Below are 19,670 nucleotides of genomic sequence, written 5' to 3'. Positions count from 1 at the left end.
GTATAGAAGCTACTGCTCAAAAAATTTATTGAAGTACAAACTTTGCTCCTTTTTCAAAGATTTGCCATTTTACCACTAATAAATTTATTTAGACATAAGAAAATAAATATCCAATACATATAATTATCTTGATGATAAAAATGTTTAAAGTTGACAAAATTATGCTAATAGAATATTAGAGACTAATTGAAAATTTTTGTAGACGATAATTTATTAATCTAAAAATTTAAAATATTTTCTCTTCATTTTCTGAGTTGTTGGATATTATAAAAAATTTTTAAACCAGCTTAAATTTTTGCAAAATATAAAATACCTAGTACAGAAAACTCATTCTGATTTGCGTAATTCTTGTTAATTATCTTCTACAACTACTGCTTGAATGTCTTCTATAACTATCACAGAAACTACTGCTGACATCTTGGCTGACTCCACCCTCAAGGGGAATTTGTCACCAAGGCTATTTACGCGCAAAGAAGTTATTCCACCTAATCAAGATGTACTTTGGCGAATTGAACGTGGGGTAGTTCGTACTCTCACTTGGGGCGAAGACGGCACATTTATTACTTTGGGTTATTGGGGAACTGGGGATTTAGTTGGTTATCCTTTATCTAAAATTAACCCATATCAAATTGAATGTTTAACTAGTGTAGAAGCTATTGCCATACCGCAACATTTTTGGCATCAATACACTAATGATTTACTAGCTCATATTCAATATTCTGAAGAGCTTTTAAGCATAGTCCACCGTAAACCTGTGTCTCTACGTTTATGGCAATTCTTAGTTTGGCTGAGTGAAAAATTTGGGCGAGATTTAGAACAAGGTAGACTCATTGAACTGTATATTACCCATCAAGAAATTGCTGAAGTATTGAATACAACGAGAGTAACTGTAACACGTTTACTACAGCAATTTGAAGCAGCAGGTACGCTACTACGTCACAAGCGGCGCATTATTCTATGCCTATCAAATAAAACAATTATGAATGTCAGTTTAAAAAATGGCTAACTATCTTGTCTTAACTATGCCTAAAGATGTATAGTGATTACAACAATCATGTGTAAATACCCCCATAAAAAGGGTGTAAAATATTTTACCATGATAGTGAACTGTTTGGTGTGAGTGAATTTAAAACATATGTCGAAACTATTCTGGAACGCTTTAAAGTTTAGCCCAGTAGTTTTTGCTGCTACCCTTTTTGCTACCAATAGCGCCCTAGCAGCCGAAGCTAATGAAAAAGTAACCAGTGTTTCCCAATTAACACAGGCTTCCCAATCTCAAGATATTGGTCAGGTAACATCTGTATCACAATTCTCCGATGTTCAACCTACTGATTGGGCATTCCAAGCATTGCAATCTTTGGTTGAACGCTACGGCTGTATTGCAGGTTATCCCAACGGTACATACCGTGGTAATCGTGCTTTAACCCGTTATGAGTTTGCTGCTGGTTTGAACGCTTGTTTGGACAGAGTTAACGAACTGATTGCTACAGCAACAGCAGATTTAGTCAAAAAAGAAGACTTAGCTACCCTACAACGCTTACAAGAAGAGTTTTCTGCTGAATTAGCTACCTTACGCGGTCGCGTTGATGCGCTAGAAGCTCGTACTTCTGAGTTGGAAGCAAACCAATTCTCCACAACTACCAAGCTAGTCGGGGAAGCCATTTTCAGCATCTCTGATTCTTTTGGTGACAAGCAAGCTCTCTCTTCTAGCACATTAATTAATAACCCAAATGCCACAAGAAGAGATTTAGACAGCAACATTACCTTCTCTAACCGGGTACGTCTAAGCTTAAATAGCAGTTTTACTGGTAAAGACCAACTGCAAATCCGTCTGCAATCAGGAAATGTTCTTAACAACTCCAATACAAGTGGAGCAAGTGGAACTGGGACTAACATGACCCGTCTTGCCTATGACAATGATAATGGTAACAGAGTTGACATCGATAAAATTAACTATGCTTTCAACTTGAGTGATGCAATTCGCGTCAAGATTGATGCTAACAATGGTGAGTTTTGGGAAAACGTAAATAACTTCAACCCTGTCTTTGCTAGCAGCAGCAGAGGTGCTATTTCCCGTTATGGTCGTTTCAGCCCCATCTATCGTCAAGGTTCTGGTGGCGCAGGTTTGACCGTTAACTTTAATCCTCAAGGCCCCTTCGCTGCATCTGTTGGTTATCTAGCTGGTGGAAGTGCTGTAAGTGGTACAAGTACTAGCACAGCTAACGACCCTTCTAATAAAACAGGTTTGTTCAATGGTGACTATGCGCTCTTAGCTCAGGTAGCTTTCCAACCTAGCCAAGCGTTAAACCTGGGTTTCACCTACGTTCACTCATATCAAAATGCTACTGGTGGTAATTTTAACTTTACTGGAGGTACAGGTAGCGATATAGCAAACAGACCTTTTGGTGGTGTAGCTACCTCTGGGAACCACTTTGGCTTTCAAACCACTTTCAAACCTAGCGCTAAAACAACCCTTAGTGGTTGGGTAGGTTTATCATATGCTGAAGCTGAATCTAATGGTACTTCATTGGGTGGTGCAACAGTCAGATCAGGTGATAATGCAGACCTGTTTTACTGGGGTGTAACTCTTGGATTGCAAGACTTTGGTAGAGAGGGGAACGTACTCGGCTTTATCTTTGGTCAACAGCCTAAAGTAACTAGCAGCGACGTTAGATCCGCTACTAATGTAGAGCAAAAAGATGCTGACACTTCTTATCACCTAGAAGGACTCTACAGAATGCAAATTAACGATAATATTTCCGTCACTCCAGCCTTGTTGGTTATCTTCAACCCAGAGAATAATGACAGAAATGATACCGTTTATGTAGGTACATTGCGTACAACCTTCACTTTCTAAAAGTTAGTTACTTTCTAAAGTCGTTACTATATAACGAAAGCCCTCTGTAGTAGAGGGCTTTTTTTATTCCAAATCAGCATCTTGTTGATTAGTCAAATTTGATGGCGGCCGATCGCTACTCCACCCCCACCAAGCACAACCACACTGGCAATTATAAAACTCCTGCCATTTACGCCGATGGTCTTCTGTTAAAACAGGCGATCGCCGATTAATCCAAACTTGTAAAGCCTCTAGGCTACTAGCGCGACAGTTAGGACAGCAAAACCCGTAAGCATGAACTGCCTTCTGTGTCCATTCAGGCGGAGTAAGGGCAAAAGCATCCATGAAATAATTCGTAATTCGTAATTGATGTAGTGTTTTTTCTTACACTACACTTCATCATAATCGAATTAAGCAGAACGTTGTTATGCTACGGACATCCGGTTTGATTTCTCTTGGTGTAGCCGTAAAATTCTCTGTATCGGTGGGGTAGGCATTACAGCACCAAAACCCTGAACTGGTAAGCATCGCCTACCCTAAAAGAATTTCAAAAATTAAGTATGAATCCCATACAATACTCAACTGTTAACGTCAAGCAAGCGTGATGTTACAAATCTATCCATCCACTTTTCGAGATAAACTTCATTAGCAGCTTGCTCAGATGGGTCTTGAGTATCTACCGGGAAAGGCATTAGCCCTAAAATAGTAGCTGTGGTGACGCAAAACATTGACTTTTGAAAAGTTATACAAATTTGCACCCGCAAATCATCTTCACCTCTAAGGCTTTTGCGGTAAATTTCATGTAAATACTCTGGCAAATAATGGCGCATATCCTGCATTAACAATGTAGGTGGAATACCTGCACCACCGATAGGTAAGGGATCTGCATATAAAGCACCATATTGGAATCGAGCTTGATCAGGAGGAACCTGATAAGCTTGAGCATTATAAGAAACTGTTCCTAAGAAGGGAGTTCCTCTGAAGAATACTGCCTCTACATAAGGTACTGCTGTATCTGCTAAGAAAGTTAAACCTAAACTTTTAGGAATAATGTCGTAGACTTTTCCTTCTATTTTTACACAATAGGTAATTGGTCTAGTCGCATCTGCAACTAACCCTGCTTTAATATGGTCTACAACTTGGGGAATTGTTTCGATTTCACCCCGGTCATAACGGTCTGATAAGCTGAGGAAAATATCAGCCATAACTCGCCAAAACTGACCCAAACCGCTATAGTAAGCAGATACTCGCAATTGTTCAATTAAGAAGTCAGGAAACAGTTGATTCACACTTTTCACTAAGGGATTTTTCGCAAATTTTGCTTGAATAACTGCTTCTGCTCTTTCTTGAAATTCAATAGTATCCAAATATGCGTCTAAGCCACCGCCCCCATGCCACATCATGGCTTTCATACAGTATTCAGCATATTCAAAATTGATTCTGTCATGCCACCAGTGACGAAATAATTTTCCCCAGGAAAATTCGCCATTAAAATATTTAAAAAATGGGAAAAATACTAAAAACTGGTTTTCGGCAATATATATTAGATTCTTAGAATAAGCATCCAAAACTATGCCGTAACTTTTGAGAATACCTACTACTTCTAAAACATTTTGTGGGCTATCTACAAGTAATGCTTGTCCTTGTAGTAAACGTTCAATATATTCACCTAAAGGTTGATTTTTTGGTTTATTCTTAAGATTGACCATAATTAGTTTCTCCTTAGTAAAAATATCAATTTTGTTTAAAGGGTTATATTATTTTTTCAGTTTGGCAATAGATAATTTTTTATCCACTTAATTATCTATTACCCATGACCAACTATTAACTTTTACCTTTATTGAGCGATACTGTTGCTACTGTGTTATCAACGCTCAACATTGATGTAATAGTGGGTTCAGTCCAACGAGCTAACCAAGAGGGTTGGATACCAAAAATGATGATTAATGCCGCTAAGATAAAAGCAGGAGCGCGATCGCTCCAATAAATTCTGGGTAAATTCATTACCTGTACTGATAAGCGCCCAAAAAATGCTTTATTGACGAGAATTAAGAAGTAAACCGCAGTTAAACCTGTACCAATCATTGAAACCAGCGTTTGTACAGGAAAAACCGCATAAGCACCCCGGAAGATAATAAATTCGGAAATAAACCCTACCATTCCTGGTGTACCTGCACTAGCCATGACACCGATAATCATCAAGCTACCAATTACAGGCATACCCCGTTCTGGGTTTAATAATCCCCGAATTACATTCAAATCACGACTACCAGCTTTTTGATAAACAATACCTACTAGCAAAAATAGCAGTGCAGAAATTAAACCGTGACTAATCATCTGCATGACAGCGCCTAAGCTACTTAAGGGTGTAGCGGCGGCTGCGCCTAACAGCACATAGCCCATATGTCCAATAGAACTGTAGGCTACCATTTTTTTCATGTCTGTTTGAGCGATCGCACATGATGAACCATATAACACACTCACCACAGCCCACACAGCTAACCAAGGTGCTACATATGCCCAAGCTTCGGGTAATAAGTCCATTCCAAAACGCAATAACCCGTAAGTTCCCAACTTCAACAGTACCCCAGCCAGCAACATGGAAATCGGCGTAGAAGCTTCAACGTGGGCATCTGGCAACCATGTATGAAAGGGAACCAAAGGCATTTTGATGCCAAAACCTACTAAAAGCCCTACCAGGATTAGCAATTGCGTGGCTATGGGTAAGGAATTAATATTAATGCTGGATAAAGCAAAATTACCAGATCCACTCAACCACACCAAACCCAGGAAACTGGCAAGAATCAAAATTCCTGAAACAGCCGTGTAAATTAAAAATTTAGTAGCCGCATAACCCCGTTTTGCACCACCCCAGATAGCAATTAACAGGTACAAGGGAATCAGTTCCAGTTCGTAAAACAAGAAGAATAGTAGTAAATCTTGTGCAAGAAACGCTCCTGCTACCCCGGCACTCAAAACCAATATCAGGGAGTAGTAAAACTTAGGACGTTGCAAAGATTCATCGGTGCTGTAAATGGCTATGCCTGTTAATAATCCATTTAATACCAACAACGGCAAGGATAGACCATCCACACCCAGATTATAACCCAATCCCAAGGAATCTATCCAAGGTATGAACTCGCTAAACTGTTGGCTAACTTGTCCTGGTTGAAACTGGCTGGCTATCACCACCGACCACAAGAAAATTAAACCCGAAAAAATCAATGCTACATTACGGGAATTTTTCCCATTATTACCAGAGGGAAGTAGACCAATTAACAGCGCACCCAGTAATGGGGTAAAAATTAAGGCACTTAGCATAGGAGATGAGGAAGTGGGGGGAGATGAGGGAGAGGGGGGGAAACTGTGGACTGTGGACTAATGACAAATGACCAATGACTAAAATGGCAACTTATCAAGTAAGCCTAATGACCAACTAATAAAAAAGCCCAAGGCACTGACTACTGCCAGAATGGTCAACATGTATCCTTGGGATTGACCGGAAATGCTGTATTTCAAACCTTGTCCCCCGATAATGGTGGCAAAGCCGACTAAGTTGACTAGACCATCAACTACATAGCGATCGCTCCAGGCGGAAATCTTGGACAATAAAGCTACGCTACTCACTACTGTCAGCCGATAAATACGATCAATGTAGAAGTCATAACCCAACAAATCTTGGATCATTCTCCAAGCTAGGACTGTGGAACGAGACCAAGCTTTGTGTAAATGAATTGTTGAACCGATGATTACACCAGCTACGGTAGAAGATACCAAAACTAAAACTACGTACCAGTCAATACTTTCCCAAGCTGGCAATAAGTACCATTGCTGTAGCATCAAGGGCAATAACAAGGTCAATATGGTCAGTGTCACCATTGGGAAAGCCATTGTCCAACCGACTTCCGGCGCACGGCGGGTTTTTTGTTGTGGTTTCCCCCAAAATACCAATCTAAATACCCGTGTCAGGTTTAAAGCTGTCAAACCGTTAACTAATATCAGTACGCCAATTACCCAAGGGCTAACTCTGACCAAACCATCAGCCCAAGACAACATAGCCCAAAAGCTACCAAGTGGTAGCAGTGTCACCATACCGGCAGAACCAACCACAAAGGCAGTAGTAGTTGCTGGCATCTTTGACCATAAACCACCCATTTCTGTTAAGTCTTGACTATGTGTCGTAAATATGATAGAACCAGAACTCATAAATAGCAGAGCCTTGGCGATCGCATGAGTTAATAGCAGCATCAAAGCTACACCACCCTGCTCTAATCCCACTGCCAGAAACACCAGACCCATGTATGCACTAGTGGAATGGGACAATGCCCGTTTAATGTCAGTCTGAGCGATGGAAACTAAGGTTGCGCCTATAGCAGTCACCGAACCGATGATAATTAAGGCATTTAACGCCACAGGTGACAAAACTAAAATTGGTTGCAGTTTGTACAGCACATAAGCACCACCCGCTACCACCAGCGAGTTCCGCATGACAGAAGCCGGGTTAGGGCCTTCCATCGCCTCATCTAACCATAAATGCAAAGGAAACTGGGCGCATTTACCAGCCGGCCCAGCAATTAAAGCTAATCCTAGTAATGCTGAAGTTACAGGGTCTAAATTTGCTGTTTGTACCCACTCTGATAAATCAGAAAAGTTTAAGCTACCCGCCATGTAGGAAAGTGTCACCACAGCCATCAATAGCAACAAGTCGCCGACACGCTTTGTCCAGAAGGCATCCCTTGCAGCAGTTACTACCAATGGTTGAGCATACCAAAAGCCTACTAACAAGTAAGTAGACAGGGTGAGTAATTCTAAAAGCGCATAGCTGAGGAATAGAGAGTCGCTAATAGCTAAACCACTCAGTGCTGCCTCGAAAAAGCCGACTAGACCGAAAAATCGTGCTAGTGACCAGTCTTTTTCCATGTAGCCTAAAGCATAAATCTGAGCCAAAAGGCTCAACCCTGTAATCAAAACTGTCGCGCCAATACTAACTGGCGACAGTTCTAAAGCAAAGGATAAGTTTAAATCTGCTGCTTGAAACCAAGTAATTACTAGATTCTCTGGCTCTCGGCTCCAGATGTCCTTAAATACTAACAGGCTATGAATAAAGCCTATAAGGGTAGTCAACAAGTTAATATAGGCCGCAGGTCTTGGCCCTGTGCGCCGAATTATTCCTATTCCCCAAGGTAATGTCAACAGTGCGCCTATTAAATTGTAAAAAGGCACACACCAACTTGTTGCAAATAGAAACTGATTCATTTAGATTGCCCTTGAAGACTCAGCATTAACTTTTTTAAAACTCTTAAAACAATGATTTACTAAAAAAAATAATCTTTTTCAAAAGCTATGTTTTTTTTAATTTTTTTTCATCAAACTTAAATAGTGATTTTGTGCTTATCTTCTCCACTAAACTGTAATTAGAAATAAGTTCCTTACTCAAAAACTAGCTTTTATGACATTTTTCTTTCTATTACCCAATCAATCCTTTTGGTTTAAGAAAGTAATTTTATATGATATATAAATATAGATTATGTGTTTTCTAGACAATTTTGAAAGGTATTGCAAAACCAAGGAAACATAGAAACTGTAAAATTTACAGCCTCTCTATACTCCCCACCAGATAGAGTTCGTCTTGGCTATCAATACTTTTTTATGATTGTCATAAAAAAATTATAAAGCATAAGCGGTTGCTATAGGGATCAATGAACTTTGATTACAGTCAACCCTGGTATAAAAAATTGTTAAGTTTTTTTAAACTTTTTTATCATAAACTATTATACTAATTTATATTGCCAGAAGCGCCAAGCTTTTCTATGCTTAATTTGGAAGTGTTTTGATAGCTCAAGATGAGCTTCCCCGTCCAAAATTTCACGCCCACCGTATTGATTGGATTAATTTTTTAGGAGTTCTGCGATGCCAATTGCAGTTGGAATGATTGAGACTAAAGGCTTTCCCGCAGTAGTAGAAGCTGCTGACGCGATGGTGAAAGCTGCCCGCGTAACTTTGGTAGGATATGAAAAAATTGGTAGTGCAAGAGTCACCGTAATTGTGCGGGGGGATGTCTCTGAAGTACAGGCATCTGTAGCTGCTGGCATTGAAGCTGCAAGAAGAGTAAATGGTGGTGAAGTGGTATCTACTCATATCATCGCTCGTCCCCATGAAAACCTGGAGTATGTGCTGCCGATTCGTTATACGGAAGCTGTAGAACAGTTCCGTACTTAAGTAACGAATAGAAAGCAAAAAGCTGATTTAGTAAGCTTTTTATCAAGTTTGAATGGTAGTTTTATTTACGTTGCGCTGTACTAAAAGCTGAGTAAAAAAACACATCAACGGGGTCGCCATCTTGAGCATAGCTGGAGTTCGGGCTAGAAACTTTATTTGGGAATCAAAAAAATGTCTATTGCAGTAGGAATGGTAGAAACGCTAGGCTTTCCAGCAGTTGTAGAAGCCGCAGACGCGATGGTGAAAGCCGCTCGTGTCACTTTAGTAGGTTACGAGAAAATTGGTAGCGGTCGGGTAACAGTCATCGTTAGAGGCGATGTGTCTGAGGTACAAGCATCTGTAGGAGCAGGTGTTGAATCAGTTAAGCGTGTCAACGGCGGACAAGTATTGTCTACACACATCATTGCTCGTCCCCACGAAAACTTAGAATATGTCCTGCCAATTCGTTATACAGAAGATGTAGAACAGTTCCGGGAAAACGTTAACGCAATCCGTCCTTTCGGCAGAAGACCGTAATTAGTAATGCAAATTGCTAAAGTCCGTGGCACAGTAGTTAGCACCCAAAAAGACCCAAGTCTTAGAGGTGTTAAACTACTTTTGTTGCAATTAGTAGATGAAGAAGGAAACCTCCTGCAAAAATACGAGGTAGCAGCAGATAATAGCGTAGGTGCAGGAGTAGATGAGTGGGTATTGATTAGCCGTGGTAGTGCGGCGCGTCAAATACTTGGTAACGAGCAACGGCCTTTAGATGCCGCAGTGGTGGCGATAATTGATACTATTCACGTTGAAGATCGTCTCATTTACAGTAAAAAAGACCAGTATAGATAAGCAGTCAACAGTCAACAGTGAGATCGTGCGTTCCTGTCGCCTTGCGTCGGAAAGCAACTATCGTTCCCCGAAGGGGTTCTCGTTCGCGTAGCGTCCCGTAGGAAAGAGTACCTGTAAAGGTCAACAGTCAACAGATAAAGACTATTGACTATGGACTATTGACAACTGACAAATTTAGGAGGAATCTCGCAATGGCAGTCCGCAGCACGGCGGCCCCCCCAACCCCGTGGTCGAGGAGCTTGGCTGAAGCCCAAATCCATGAAACCGCTTTTGTACATCCGTTTTCTAACATTATTGGGGATGTTCGGATAGGTGCAAATGTCATCATTGCTCCAGGGACTTCAATTAGAGCCGATGAAGGCACACCGTTTTATATTGGTGAAAACACTAATATTCAAGATGGTGTAGTGATTCACGGATTGGAGCAAGGTCGAGTAGTTGGTGACGACAACCAAGAATACTCGGTTTGGGTAGGTAAAAATTCTTCCTTGACCCACATGGCGCTGATTCACGGCCCTGCTTACGTTGGGGAAAATTCGTTTATCGGTTTTCGCTCTACAGTATTTAATGCCAAGGTAGGGGCTGGCTGTATCGTTATGATGCACGCTTTAGTTAAAGATGTAGAGGTTCCCCCTGGTAAGTATGTTCCTTCGGGAGCAATTATTACCAATCAAAAGCAGGCCGATCGCTTGCCTGATGTGCAACCTCAAGACAAGGATTTTGCTCATCATGTCATCGGCATTAATCAAGCGTTGCGTACTGGGTATCTTTGTGCTGCGGATAGCAAGTGTATTGCCCCTCTTCGCAATGAAGAAGTTAAATCTTATACTAGTAATCAATTTAAAGGATTAGAAAGGAGTAGTGAAGTGGCAAGCAACAGCTTGGGTGCAGACACCATAGAGCAAGTACGCTATCTATTAGAGCAGGGCTACAAGATTGGTACAGAACACGTAGACCAAAGAAGGTTCCGTACAGGTTCTTGGACTAGCTGCCAGCCCCTTGAAGCGCGTTCAGTAGGTGATGCTGTAAGAGCTTTAGAATCTTGTTTAGCTGACCACAGTGGCGAGTATGTGCGTCTGTTTGGTATTGATCCTAAAGGTAAGCGCCGCGTGCTGGAAACAATTATTCAGCGTCCCGATGGTGTTGTTGCAACAGGTTCTACCAACTTTAAAGCTCCTGCTGCTAGCACTAATGGTAGCTACAGCAGCAATGGCAACAGTCACAGCAACGGCAACGGTTACAGCAATGGTGCAGGCAGTGGCAGAATTAGCGCTGAAACTATAGAGCAAATTCGTCAGTTATTGGCTGGTGGTTACAAGATTGGAACCGAACACGTAGATGAGCGACGCTTCCGTACAGGTTCTTGGAATAGCTGTACACCCATTAATGCAACCTCCGCCAATGAAGTTGTTTCCGCTTTAGAAGAGTGTATAGATAATCATCAGGGCGAATACGTGCGGTTAATTGGTATTGACCCCAAAGCTAAACGCCGTGTCCTAGAAAGCATCGTTCAACGCCCCAACGGTCAAGTAGCTCCATCTTCATCTGGTAGCGGCCAAAGAACCGTACCTAGTGCGTCTGCTTCATCTGCAACTGCCACCGCTACCCGCTTGAGTTCTGAGGTAGTAGATCAGATTAAGCAAATAATTGGTGGTGGGTATAAACTTAGCATTGAACACGTAGACCAGAGAAGATTCCGCACAGGTTCTTGGAGTAGCACAGGCCCAATTTCTGGCAATTCCGAAAGAGAAGCGATCGCAGCCGTAGAAGCCGCTTTATCTGAATTTGCTGGAGAATACGTCCGCATCATTGGTATAGAACCCAAAGCCAAGCGCCGCGTGTTGGAATCAATTATTCAGCGTCCATAGTGAGAGGGAGTAAGGAACAGGCAGTAGGCAGTAGGGGAAGACCATGTGGAAAAAGTAGACAAGGAAGACAAGTTATTAATACTTAGCTTCCAACTCATCACTTCTCACTCCCCACTCCTCACTCCCCAATTGATAATAGGCTTCCGAGGTTAAAATTTCCATGTCTGTGCCGCTACTGCGCCTCCACAACAACTTTGAGTCTTACATTAGTGGCGAGGTGACAATTCATCCAAGTGCAGTCATTGCACCAGGGGTGATACTCCAAGCGGCCGCAAACAGCAAAATCATCATCGGGGCAGGAGTCTGTATTGGCATGGGGTCTATTCTGCAAGTAGATGAGGGAACGATAGAAGTAGAACCTGGTGTTAGCCTGGGCGCAGGTTTTTTGATGGTTGGTCAAGGCAAAATTGGCATGAATGCTTGCATTGGTGCAGCCACAACATTATTTAACTGTTCTGTGGCTCCGGCATTGGTAGTACCACCGGGTTCGATATTAGGTGATACGACTCGGCAGTTGGCAACTGAAGCACCAGAACCAGATAAAAATCAATCTGAGGCTACTACCCAAAAGCCTAGAGAAAATGAAAGTAAGGTAGTTACTTCAACTAGCTTCTGGGCATCGGCTTCTGTGCAATTTCAACAAGATTCCGTGGCTACAACGCAACCCCCAGCACCACCTGAGAATCAGTCTGCTACTGTAGAAAATAATGCTACTAATGAGACTGAGCCTAGCGTGGCAGAACCTAGTCTAGAAGATGAAAAATCGGGTAATGAGGCTGAATCTCCCAATGGCTTCGGGAATCAAATTTACGGGCAAGGGAGTATTCAAAGACTATTAGGAACATTGTTTCCCCATAGACAAGCTTTAAATAACCCTGTCAGGGATGATCGCTCTGAGTAAGTGTTAAGTTGAGAGTATCTCGGAGAATACACAATGTATAATCAGCACTCTACTAGCACAAATCAGACACAACGTCATCAAGATGATTTCAGGGATACAGCCTTGGGTTTAGTCTCAACTCTCAGCTTTCCGGCGATTGTGGGAACTGCTGACATGATGTTGAAGTCGGCTGGAGTTCACCTGGTTGGTTATGAAAAAATTGGGAGTGGTCACTGTACAGCGATTGTCCGGGGTGGAATTGCTGATGTCCGTCTAGCTGTAGAATCTGGTGTACAAACTGCGGAACAGTTTGGGCAACTAGTTTCTAGTTTGGTGATTCCTCGACCTTTTCCTAACCTTGATGTGGTTTTGCCAATTACCAACCGCTTAAGCCAAATAATGCAGGAAGGTCAATACAGCCGTTTGAGTAACCAAGCAATTGGTCTAGTAGAAACAAGAGGCTTTCCGGCGATGGTAGGTGCTTGTGATGCTATGCTCAAAGCGGCTGATGTCCAGTTAGCATCTTACGAAAAGATTGGTGCTGGTTTGTGTACAGCGATTATTCGCGGCTCTGTAGCTAATGTTGCAGTTGCAGTAGAAGCGGGAATGTTTGAGGCTGAAAGGATTGGGGAGTTAAACGCGGTAATGGTAATTCCTCGCCCATTGGATGAGTTAGAGCAAACCCTACCAATAGCAAGTTGCTGGATCGAAGAGCATCAACCGTTAAGGCTACCAATAAATATTAGAGAGCAAGTTGCAGAAAGGGAAGTGTTACAATTGCCCGATTTAGCCACTATACCTGTAAAAGTTACAGAAGAAGTAGAAGTTTGGAATGATGAATGATGAATGGTGAATTACTAACTAGAGAATAGTGAATTGGGAATAATCCACATTCAATATTGCAGAACTTAGTATTCAACATTCATCTTGCAGCTGGAAGGCATCTTACGCTTTGCTTGTTTTTCTGATGATAACTTCTCCACTCTATAAGTGAAAGAAGTTTCTTTGTATAGGAAGAATAGATTTTTGTCTATATAAGTATTGCTTTTTCAGGCTATTAAGTAAGTAATTGTTCTCATATTGAAGTAGGTTTTGTATATGATGAGAATAAGTTTTCTCATCTATAAGAAAACAAATTCTCTTTTAATAGCGAGGATAGATTTTTATCTATAATAAGCTCATAACTTTTGTATGGGTGAAGTTATATCAAGTGCAGGTGTTCAGGGATACTAGTTGTATATCTATAAAAATCGCTATTAGAGGAGAATCACCTTGAACCAGGCAACACTACACCAGTTGAAGGTGTTCGAGGCCGCCGCACGGCACGGTAGCTTTACTCGTGCGGCTGAGGAGTTATTTCTCACCCAACCTACCGTCTCGATGCAAATCAAGCAGCTGACAAAATCGGTTGGTTTACCACTGTTTGAGCAAGTGGGCAAACGCTTATATTTGACCGAAGCCGGAAGAGAATTGTTCGCTACTTGTCGGCAAATTTTTGAGACTATAGCCCAGTTTGAAATGAAGGTGGCTGATTTAAAAGGACTAAAACAGGGGCAATTACGTTTAGCAGTTATTACTACTGCCAAATATTTTATTCCCCGCTTGCTTGGGCCTTTTTGCCAACTTTATCCAGGAATTGAGATTTCACTGCAAGTTACCAACCACGAACGCATCCTAGAGCGGATGAATAATAACATGGATGACTTGTACATTATGAGTCAAGTTCCCGACCATTTGGATGTGAATTGTCAGCCATTTTTGGATAATCCTTTAGTTGTATTAGCCGCAGCAAATCATCCACTATCAAAAGAAACAAATATTCCCATACAACGCTTGTCCAGTGAACCGTTTATTATGCGAGAACCAGGTTCAGGAACACGCCGCGCTGTACAAAATCTGTTTGAGGAACAAGGTGTTCCTGTCAAAGTGAAGCTGGAATTAGGCTCTAACGAAGCGATTAAACAAGCGATCGCCGGGGGTTTAGGAATTTCTATTCTCTCTCGGCACACATTATTGTCTGATGCAGCAGAGTTCAGCATTTTGGATGTGCAGAACTTCCCCATCAAGCGGACATGGTACATGGTTTACCCGGCTGGTAAACAGTTATCTATTGTCGCTCGTACTTACTACGAGTATCTGCTAGATGCTGCCAAGAAGTTTGTCGAGCAAACAGAACAAATAAATGCTTCTGTTCCTGTGCCTGAGTATAGTTTGGTTGAGTGAGGACAGAGATGAGGGAGAGGGGGGAGAGATTTGTGATTAACACTCAGCACTCAGCACTCATGACTTACAATTCATTGCAAATTGCTTGACGGCTGATGGGTATGCCTGGAAAAATGCAAAATTAACCAGAGCATCATTTAATATGGGGAAAAACTGGCAGTGGTTAACCCGGAAACACCATCTTGGCGAAAAATAGTACAAAGTCAGATTGTAGCTGTGACAGTGTACAACGATAAAGCCTTAGTTACACGCAAAGGAAGGGTTCATTTATCAGGGACAGAAAGGGAATTAGTGATTGCTTCACTGCCAGTAACTCTAGAAACTGAGTCTGTTCGGGTTGGTGGTACAGGTACGGTAGGGGTGCGTTTGTTGGGTGTAAACTGCGATCGCATCTATACCACTGAACCTGTTACTGAACGTGTTGCCCATTTGAGTCGGCAAATTCAGCAATTAGAAACGGAAAAACGCCATCTACAAGCTCAGGTAGACGCTTTATCTTTACAAGCTAGGTTTATTGAAGGTTTACGCGAAAAGACAGAAGAACCTTTTGCCCAAAGCCTATCACGGAAAAATTTAGGACTGAGTGAAACCCTAGACTTTCTGAATTTTTTGGGTAGTCAATACAGCGAATATGCGATCGCTTCTGGAGAATGTAAAAGCCAGCAGCAAGAATTAGAAAAGCAAATAGAAGCACTCCGTAACTCTCTAGAAATTCTCCAAACACCCAATCCCCACGAAAGCGTAAGTTTGATTGCATTAATTGAAGCCACGGGAGAGGGTGAATTTGAGTTGGAAGCCTCCTACATGGTAAATCATGCCAGTTGGACTCCTTTATATGACTTGCGCCTGCATAGCACCACTCAAACAGTCAATTTAAACTATCTTGCAGAAATTACTCAGAATACAGGCGAGGATTGGCAAGATGTAGCGCTTACCCTTTCCACTGCCAAACCCGGACTAGGTACGATTCCACCTAAGCTGCAACCGTGGTATATTGATGCACCAACACTTCAAGTATGGCGATCGCAACGAAGACTAGGGCCTAGTCCTTCCCTACCCGCCATATCACCTACATCTGTTCCACCTGGAGTCGGCAATCCCACAGAAGAAGAAAGCCAAGATAGTTTAATTTTGGCGGAAACAGCCAAGGCTGAGGTATCCAAAGAAGGAAGCATCGTTACTTTTAAAATAAATAACGGTGGAAATATTCCCAGTGATGGTACACCTCACACAATCACAGTTTTTAATGATGACTACTCCTGTAATTTTAATTATGTAGCGATGCCACGCTTAGTTAGCTTTGCTTATTTGGAAGCCAATGTGAAAAATAGCTCTGGTGGCGTAACTTTATTACCGGGTGAAGCAAATATTTTCCGCGATGATATGTTTTGTGGCACAACTCAATTAGAACATATTGCCCCAGGGGAAAAATTCACCCTCAATTTAGGTATTGATGAAGGTTTAAAAATTGAGCGTGATTTAATTGAGCGTCAAGTAGATAAAAAGCTGATTGGTAATCAACGCCGAACTACTTACGCTTACCGCCTAGTAATTACTAACTTGCTGAATCAAGAAAGTCTGTTGAAATTAACTGAACAATTACCCGTCAGCCGTGATGAGCAAATTAAAGTCCGCATGAATGGTAGTAAACCGCCAATTCAATTAGGTGAGATGGGAATTTTGGAATGGATATTAAATATTCCACCTCAAGGTAGGCAAGAAGTGTCTTATCAGTTTACTGTTGAGCATCCGCCAGAGTTAACAGTGATTGGATTGAATATTTAGGGCTTGCTGAAAAAGTCATTTCAAAGGAAGAGAAAAATTGATTAAGTAGTCAGTCCAGAAAAAAGATAAGTTTTTGTTGTTTAAGGTTTAATGAAATATCAGTTTCGATAATAGAAGAAGTAAAAAAAGACTCAGTTTTGAAAAATAGGCAAAAAAATACACAAAAAAGCCGTAATAGCAGAGTAGAAAGATTCATAACTAAAAAAGTTATGGCAATAGCGGTGAAAGAAGTATGAGGAAGTTTAGCCATAACTCTACCAAGGCTAAATCTTCGTTTACCTTGTCCAAACTTGCCCTCAATACAATTACGAATCCTTTCGTCATAAGCGGCTTGTTTCTTCTTTTCAGGGCTGACATTTTGGGGGGGTCTACCTAGTGGTGGGCCACTAATTCTAATTCCCCTTTCTTGACACCAAGCTCGATTCTCCCTCGTCCGATAAATCTTATCAACATGAACTGATTCAGGATAATATCCGGTGTAGTTTTTGTATGCTTCTACTTGTGATTTTAAGTCTCCTGATTCGTTAAAGTTGTCCCAACTAATATGGTCTAAAAATACATAGCCATCATAGTAACTAGCTGAAAACTTAGCCCCAAACTCTACTGTTCTCCCGGCTTTACCTCGGATAATCGGACGAATGTGTGGTTGGTTTAAACTGACAATGCGGTCTTGTATACTAATTTTTTGATTTTCATATAACCATAACTGTTGACGATAAACTTCTGCTACTACTAGCAACATCTTATATTGACTGTTGCTCAGTTTTAATAGTGACGCACCTAAATTTATTAGCTGCTGAATATGAGTTAAATTTCTGTTGATATATTGCAGTTGCTTTCTGATAGCTTTCCTTCTTTCTTTAACTGTTGGTTTTCTTTTCTTGGCTACTGCTAAATAATCCTTTCTTGCTTTGTTTCTGTAGGTTCTTGGTTTGTTGATATTTCTTACTAATAAGGACTTATATAATGTATCTATGATTGTTTCTGTTTGCTTTCTGGCTTGATTTAATAATCCTAAATCTGTCGGATAACTTATGTCTGCTGGCGCACAACTAGCATCTAATATTAATTTTCCTCTATTGGCTGGCTTACTTTTTGAATCCTCGACCTCTGGCTTTTTTGCTCTTACTTCTACCTCCTGTTTATTTTCTAACATCTTCCTGACTATTTCTTGATTGATTTTATTGACTAATTCTATATCTATCCTTTCTCTAAAATGAACTAGCATTGACGGGTCAAATGCAGATTCATTACTATATGCTGACATTCCTATAAAGTATTGCAGATACGGGTTCTCCCGAATTTGTTCTACTGTCTCTCTGTCACTTATTCCTAATTTTTCTTTAATTATTAATGCTCCCAACGCCATTCTAAATGTTTTGGCTGGCGCTCCCATTCTTGCTGAAAATATTTCTGCGTACTCTGCTTCAAATTTTGACCAAGGTATCATGTTCGCCATGATTACCCATCGGTTATCTGACGCTAGTTTTCCCCCAAAGGGTAGTTCAAAGTTTTCTGCTGCTTTTTCTTGCTTTTGCGCTCTTCGATACATTTTAACGCAACTTGCTACAAGGATTTTTACTTATCTTACCCTTTTTCTTTTCACCTTATTTTTCTTTCCTGACCCTGAAACTCTTCATTCTGCTATCTTTCGCCCTTATTCAGCCAGCCCTATTTAATTTTTGTCATTAGTCATTAGTCATTAGTCAACAGTCAACAGTTAGCATATTAGACTATATGTTTAAAGATTACTTTTAATAAATCACCTTGAGTAAAGGGTTTAGTTAAATGACCTGATGCTCTGACTAAAGTGGCTCTAGCTCTATCAATTAGATTAGCTTTTTCTGTCACCATAATCACAGGTGTATTTTTAAAATATGAATGTTTCCGCAATAAAGAACATAATTCATAACCATCTAAATCAGGCATATTAACGCTGATTAAAATGATATCTGGCTTTGTATAGAGAATTTCCATTAAAGCTTTTAAGGAATCTGTAATGCCAATTACTGCGAAAATTTGCTCATCTAAAGAATTTCTAATAGTATTTAAAACGCTCAAATTATCATCAATACAAAATATTTTATAGACTTTTTTATCAGTAGATGGATTGGATATTTGTTGATATCCATTATTGAGATTATGAGGCTGAGATATATAACGTTTTGTATATTCTCCTGGTTTATTAGTATTAAATTGGGGTAATCGTGGCTCAGATTTAGGTTGAGTTTGGGAATGGGATGTAGATTGAGTATAATGTCTGTTATTAATTGAGGATTCGTTATTGTCTGTAGATGAAGATGTTTCTTGGCTATATGCTTCTCTACGGAATGCGTCGGGAACTCTTCCACGCTGTTGACACTGTTCTACTAATAACCGAACATTTAGGTAACAAAATTTAGGTAAATCATCTAAAAATGTTTCGGGAATAAACTCATAACTTCCTTCCTCTAGTATCAGGAATGATTCTAATACTTCTAAGGCTACTTGTTCGATAAGAATGGCTGCTTGTGAAGCACTAATATATTTTTGATTAACTAACCAACAAATAGCTAAATAATCAGGGTTAGGTATCGCCTGATTTTCAATTCCAGTTTCAAAGATTACTTTTAACTGTTCGTTAATTTCTTTAGGTAGGGTAGCAATTTGTTGGCTTAAATGCCCTAAATGTCTATAAAGTGGCTCAAACATTCTCTCGGAATAACAGGCATAGATTAGCTTACCTTCTTCCACATAAATAGACCAAGTACCTGAAGTACTAAAGACTTGTAAACAGCCAGTGATTGTTTTACCAGTAATTTTTTTGAGTAAAGATAAGGGTTGTAGTTTCTGAAAGAATCTGTACCTAGTAATCGGAAGTGTTTTCATGGCGATCGCTTTGTTATTAAACCAAGATTTAAATAAAAATTAGTAAAAAAGGTTCTACTTTTATTAAATATATTTTTGGCAGCAGCTTTAGCTAAATTTTAAATTTACATTTTAGTAATCACATCTACTCTTTTTCTTGCTATAACAAACTTTCCACTCAAGA

17 protein-coding genes are annotated in these 19,670 nt (G+C 40.5%); 10 read left to right on the top strand and 7 right to left on the bottom strand.

The annotated features are described in order from the left end of the window. The first annotated feature begins 379 nt into the window (after positions 1–379). Together NSMS1_RS17800 and NSMS1_RS17795 are read left to right on the top strand one after the other, a co-directional pair. Positions 380–1,006, top strand: a complete 627-nt coding sequence (locus tag NSMS1_RS17800) for a Crp/Fnr family transcriptional regulator (RefSeq protein WP_224086075.1) — start codon at positions 380–382, stop codon at positions 1,004–1,006. Between the two features lie 129 nt (positions 1,007–1,135). Further along, positions 1,136–2,857, top strand: coding sequence for an iron uptake porin (locus NSMS1_RS17795; RefSeq protein WP_224086074.1), 1,722 nt, complete (start codon positions 1,136–1,138; stop codon positions 2,855–2,857). Positions 2,858–2,920: 63 nt separating this feature from the next. On the opposite strand, the gene NSMS1_RS17790 is transcribed toward NSMS1_RS17795, so the two are convergent. The 5 genes from NSMS1_RS17790 to NSMS1_RS17775 form a co-directional block, all read right to left on the bottom strand. Next, positions 2,921–3,181 (bottom strand): hypothetical protein, encoded by a 261-nt coding sequence (locus NSMS1_RS17790; protein WP_224086073.1) that lies wholly within the window; start codon positions 3,179–3,181, stop codon positions 2,921–2,923. Positions 3,182–3,235: 54 nt separating this feature from the next. Beyond that, positions 3,236–3,364, bottom strand: a complete 129-nt coding sequence (locus tag NSMS1_RS35130) for a hypothetical protein (RefSeq protein ID WP_263432517.1) — start codon at positions 3,362–3,364, stop codon at positions 3,236–3,238. A 50-nt stretch (positions 3,365–3,414) separates the two neighbouring features. After that, entirely contained in the window at positions 3,415–4,545 is a 1,131-nt protein-coding gene (locus tag NSMS1_RS17785) for a CO2 hydration protein (protein ID WP_224086072.1), read from the bottom strand. Between the two features lie 115 nt (positions 4,546–4,660). Continuing rightward, the gene (locus tag NSMS1_RS17780; protein ID WP_224086071.1) at positions 4,661–6,157 is read right to left on the bottom strand and encodes an NADH-quinone oxidoreductase subunit M; all 1,497 of its coding nucleotides are present in this window, start codon (positions 6,155–6,157) and stop codon (positions 4,661–4,663) included. A 78-nt stretch (positions 6,158–6,235) separates the two neighbouring features. Next, entirely contained in the window at positions 6,236–8,092 is a 1,857-nt protein-coding gene (locus tag NSMS1_RS17775; RefSeq protein ID WP_224086070.1) for an NAD(P)H-quinone oxidoreductase subunit F, read from the bottom strand. Between the two features lie 654 nt (positions 8,093–8,746). On the opposite strand from NSMS1_RS17775, the gene NSMS1_RS17770 reads away from it, so the two are divergent. From NSMS1_RS17770 to NSMS1_RS17735, 8 genes are all read left to right on the top strand, one after another. Continuing rightward, positions 8,747–9,055: a carbon dioxide-concentrating mechanism protein CcmK gene (locus NSMS1_RS17770; RefSeq protein WP_010995042.1), complete on the top strand. Its 309-nt coding sequence runs from the start codon at positions 8,747–8,749 to the stop codon at positions 9,053–9,055. A gap of 171 nt (positions 9,056–9,226) precedes the next feature. Then, positions 9,227–9,571: a carbon dioxide-concentrating mechanism protein CcmK gene (locus NSMS1_RS17765; RefSeq protein ID WP_039748664.1), complete on the top strand. Its 345-nt coding sequence runs from the start codon at positions 9,227–9,229 to the stop codon at positions 9,569–9,571. A gap of 6 nt (positions 9,572–9,577) precedes the next feature. Then, positions 9,578–9,883, top strand: a complete 306-nt coding sequence (locus NSMS1_RS17760) for a EutN/CcmL family microcompartment protein (protein WP_224086069.1) — start codon at positions 9,578–9,580, stop codon at positions 9,881–9,883. Positions 9,884–10,074: 191 nt separating this feature from the next. Beyond that, positions 10,075–11,751: a ribulose bisphosphate carboxylase small subunit gene (locus tag NSMS1_RS17755; protein WP_224086067.1), complete on the top strand. Its 1,677-nt coding sequence runs from the start codon at positions 10,075–10,077 to the stop codon at positions 11,749–11,751. 160 nt (positions 11,752–11,911) lie between these two features. Beyond that, a complete protein-coding gene (locus NSMS1_RS17750) occupies positions 11,912–12,652 on the top strand; it encodes a transferase (protein ID WP_224086066.1) in 741 nt (246 codons plus the stop codon). 33 nt (positions 12,653–12,685) lie between these two features. Continuing rightward, positions 12,686–13,474 (top strand): carbon dioxide-concentrating mechanism protein CcmK, encoded by a 789-nt coding sequence (locus tag NSMS1_RS17745; RefSeq protein WP_224086064.1) that lies wholly within the window; start codon positions 12,686–12,688, stop codon positions 13,472–13,474. A gap of 429 nt (positions 13,475–13,903) precedes the next feature. Further along, the gene (locus NSMS1_RS17740; RefSeq protein ID WP_224086062.1) at positions 13,904–14,854 is read left to right on the top strand and encodes a LysR family transcriptional regulator; all 951 of its coding nucleotides are present in this window, start codon (positions 13,904–13,906) and stop codon (positions 14,852–14,854) included. A gap of 159 nt (positions 14,855–15,013) precedes the next feature. Further along, on the top strand, positions 15,014–16,639 hold the full coding sequence (locus NSMS1_RS17735; protein ID WP_224086061.1) for a mucoidy inhibitor MuiA family protein: 1,626 nt from the start codon (positions 15,014–15,016) through the stop codon (positions 16,637–16,639). A 49-nt stretch (positions 16,640–16,688) separates the two neighbouring features. Here NSMS1_RS17735 and NSMS1_RS17730 read toward each other — a convergent pair whose 3' ends face one another. Continuing rightward, positions 16,689–18,191, bottom strand: a complete 1,503-nt coding sequence (locus tag NSMS1_RS17730) for an IS5 family transposase (RefSeq protein WP_224085439.1) — start codon at positions 18,189–18,191, stop codon at positions 16,689–16,691. A gap of 176 nt (positions 18,192–18,367) precedes the next feature. After that, positions 18,368–19,507, bottom strand: a complete 1,140-nt coding sequence (locus NSMS1_RS17725) for a response regulator (protein ID WP_224086060.1) — start codon at positions 19,505–19,507, stop codon at positions 18,368–18,370. Positions 19,508–19,670: the final 163 nt, after the last annotated feature.

Origin of the sequence: Nostoc sp. MS1 (genome assembly GCF_019976755.1) — a bacterium.
Classification (GTDB): Bacteria; Cyanobacteriota; Cyanobacteriia; order Cyanobacteriales; family Nostocaceae; genus Trichormus.
The sequence above is the reverse complement of the archived record's forward strand: the minus strand, read 5'-3'. Positions and strand labels throughout refer to the sequence as shown.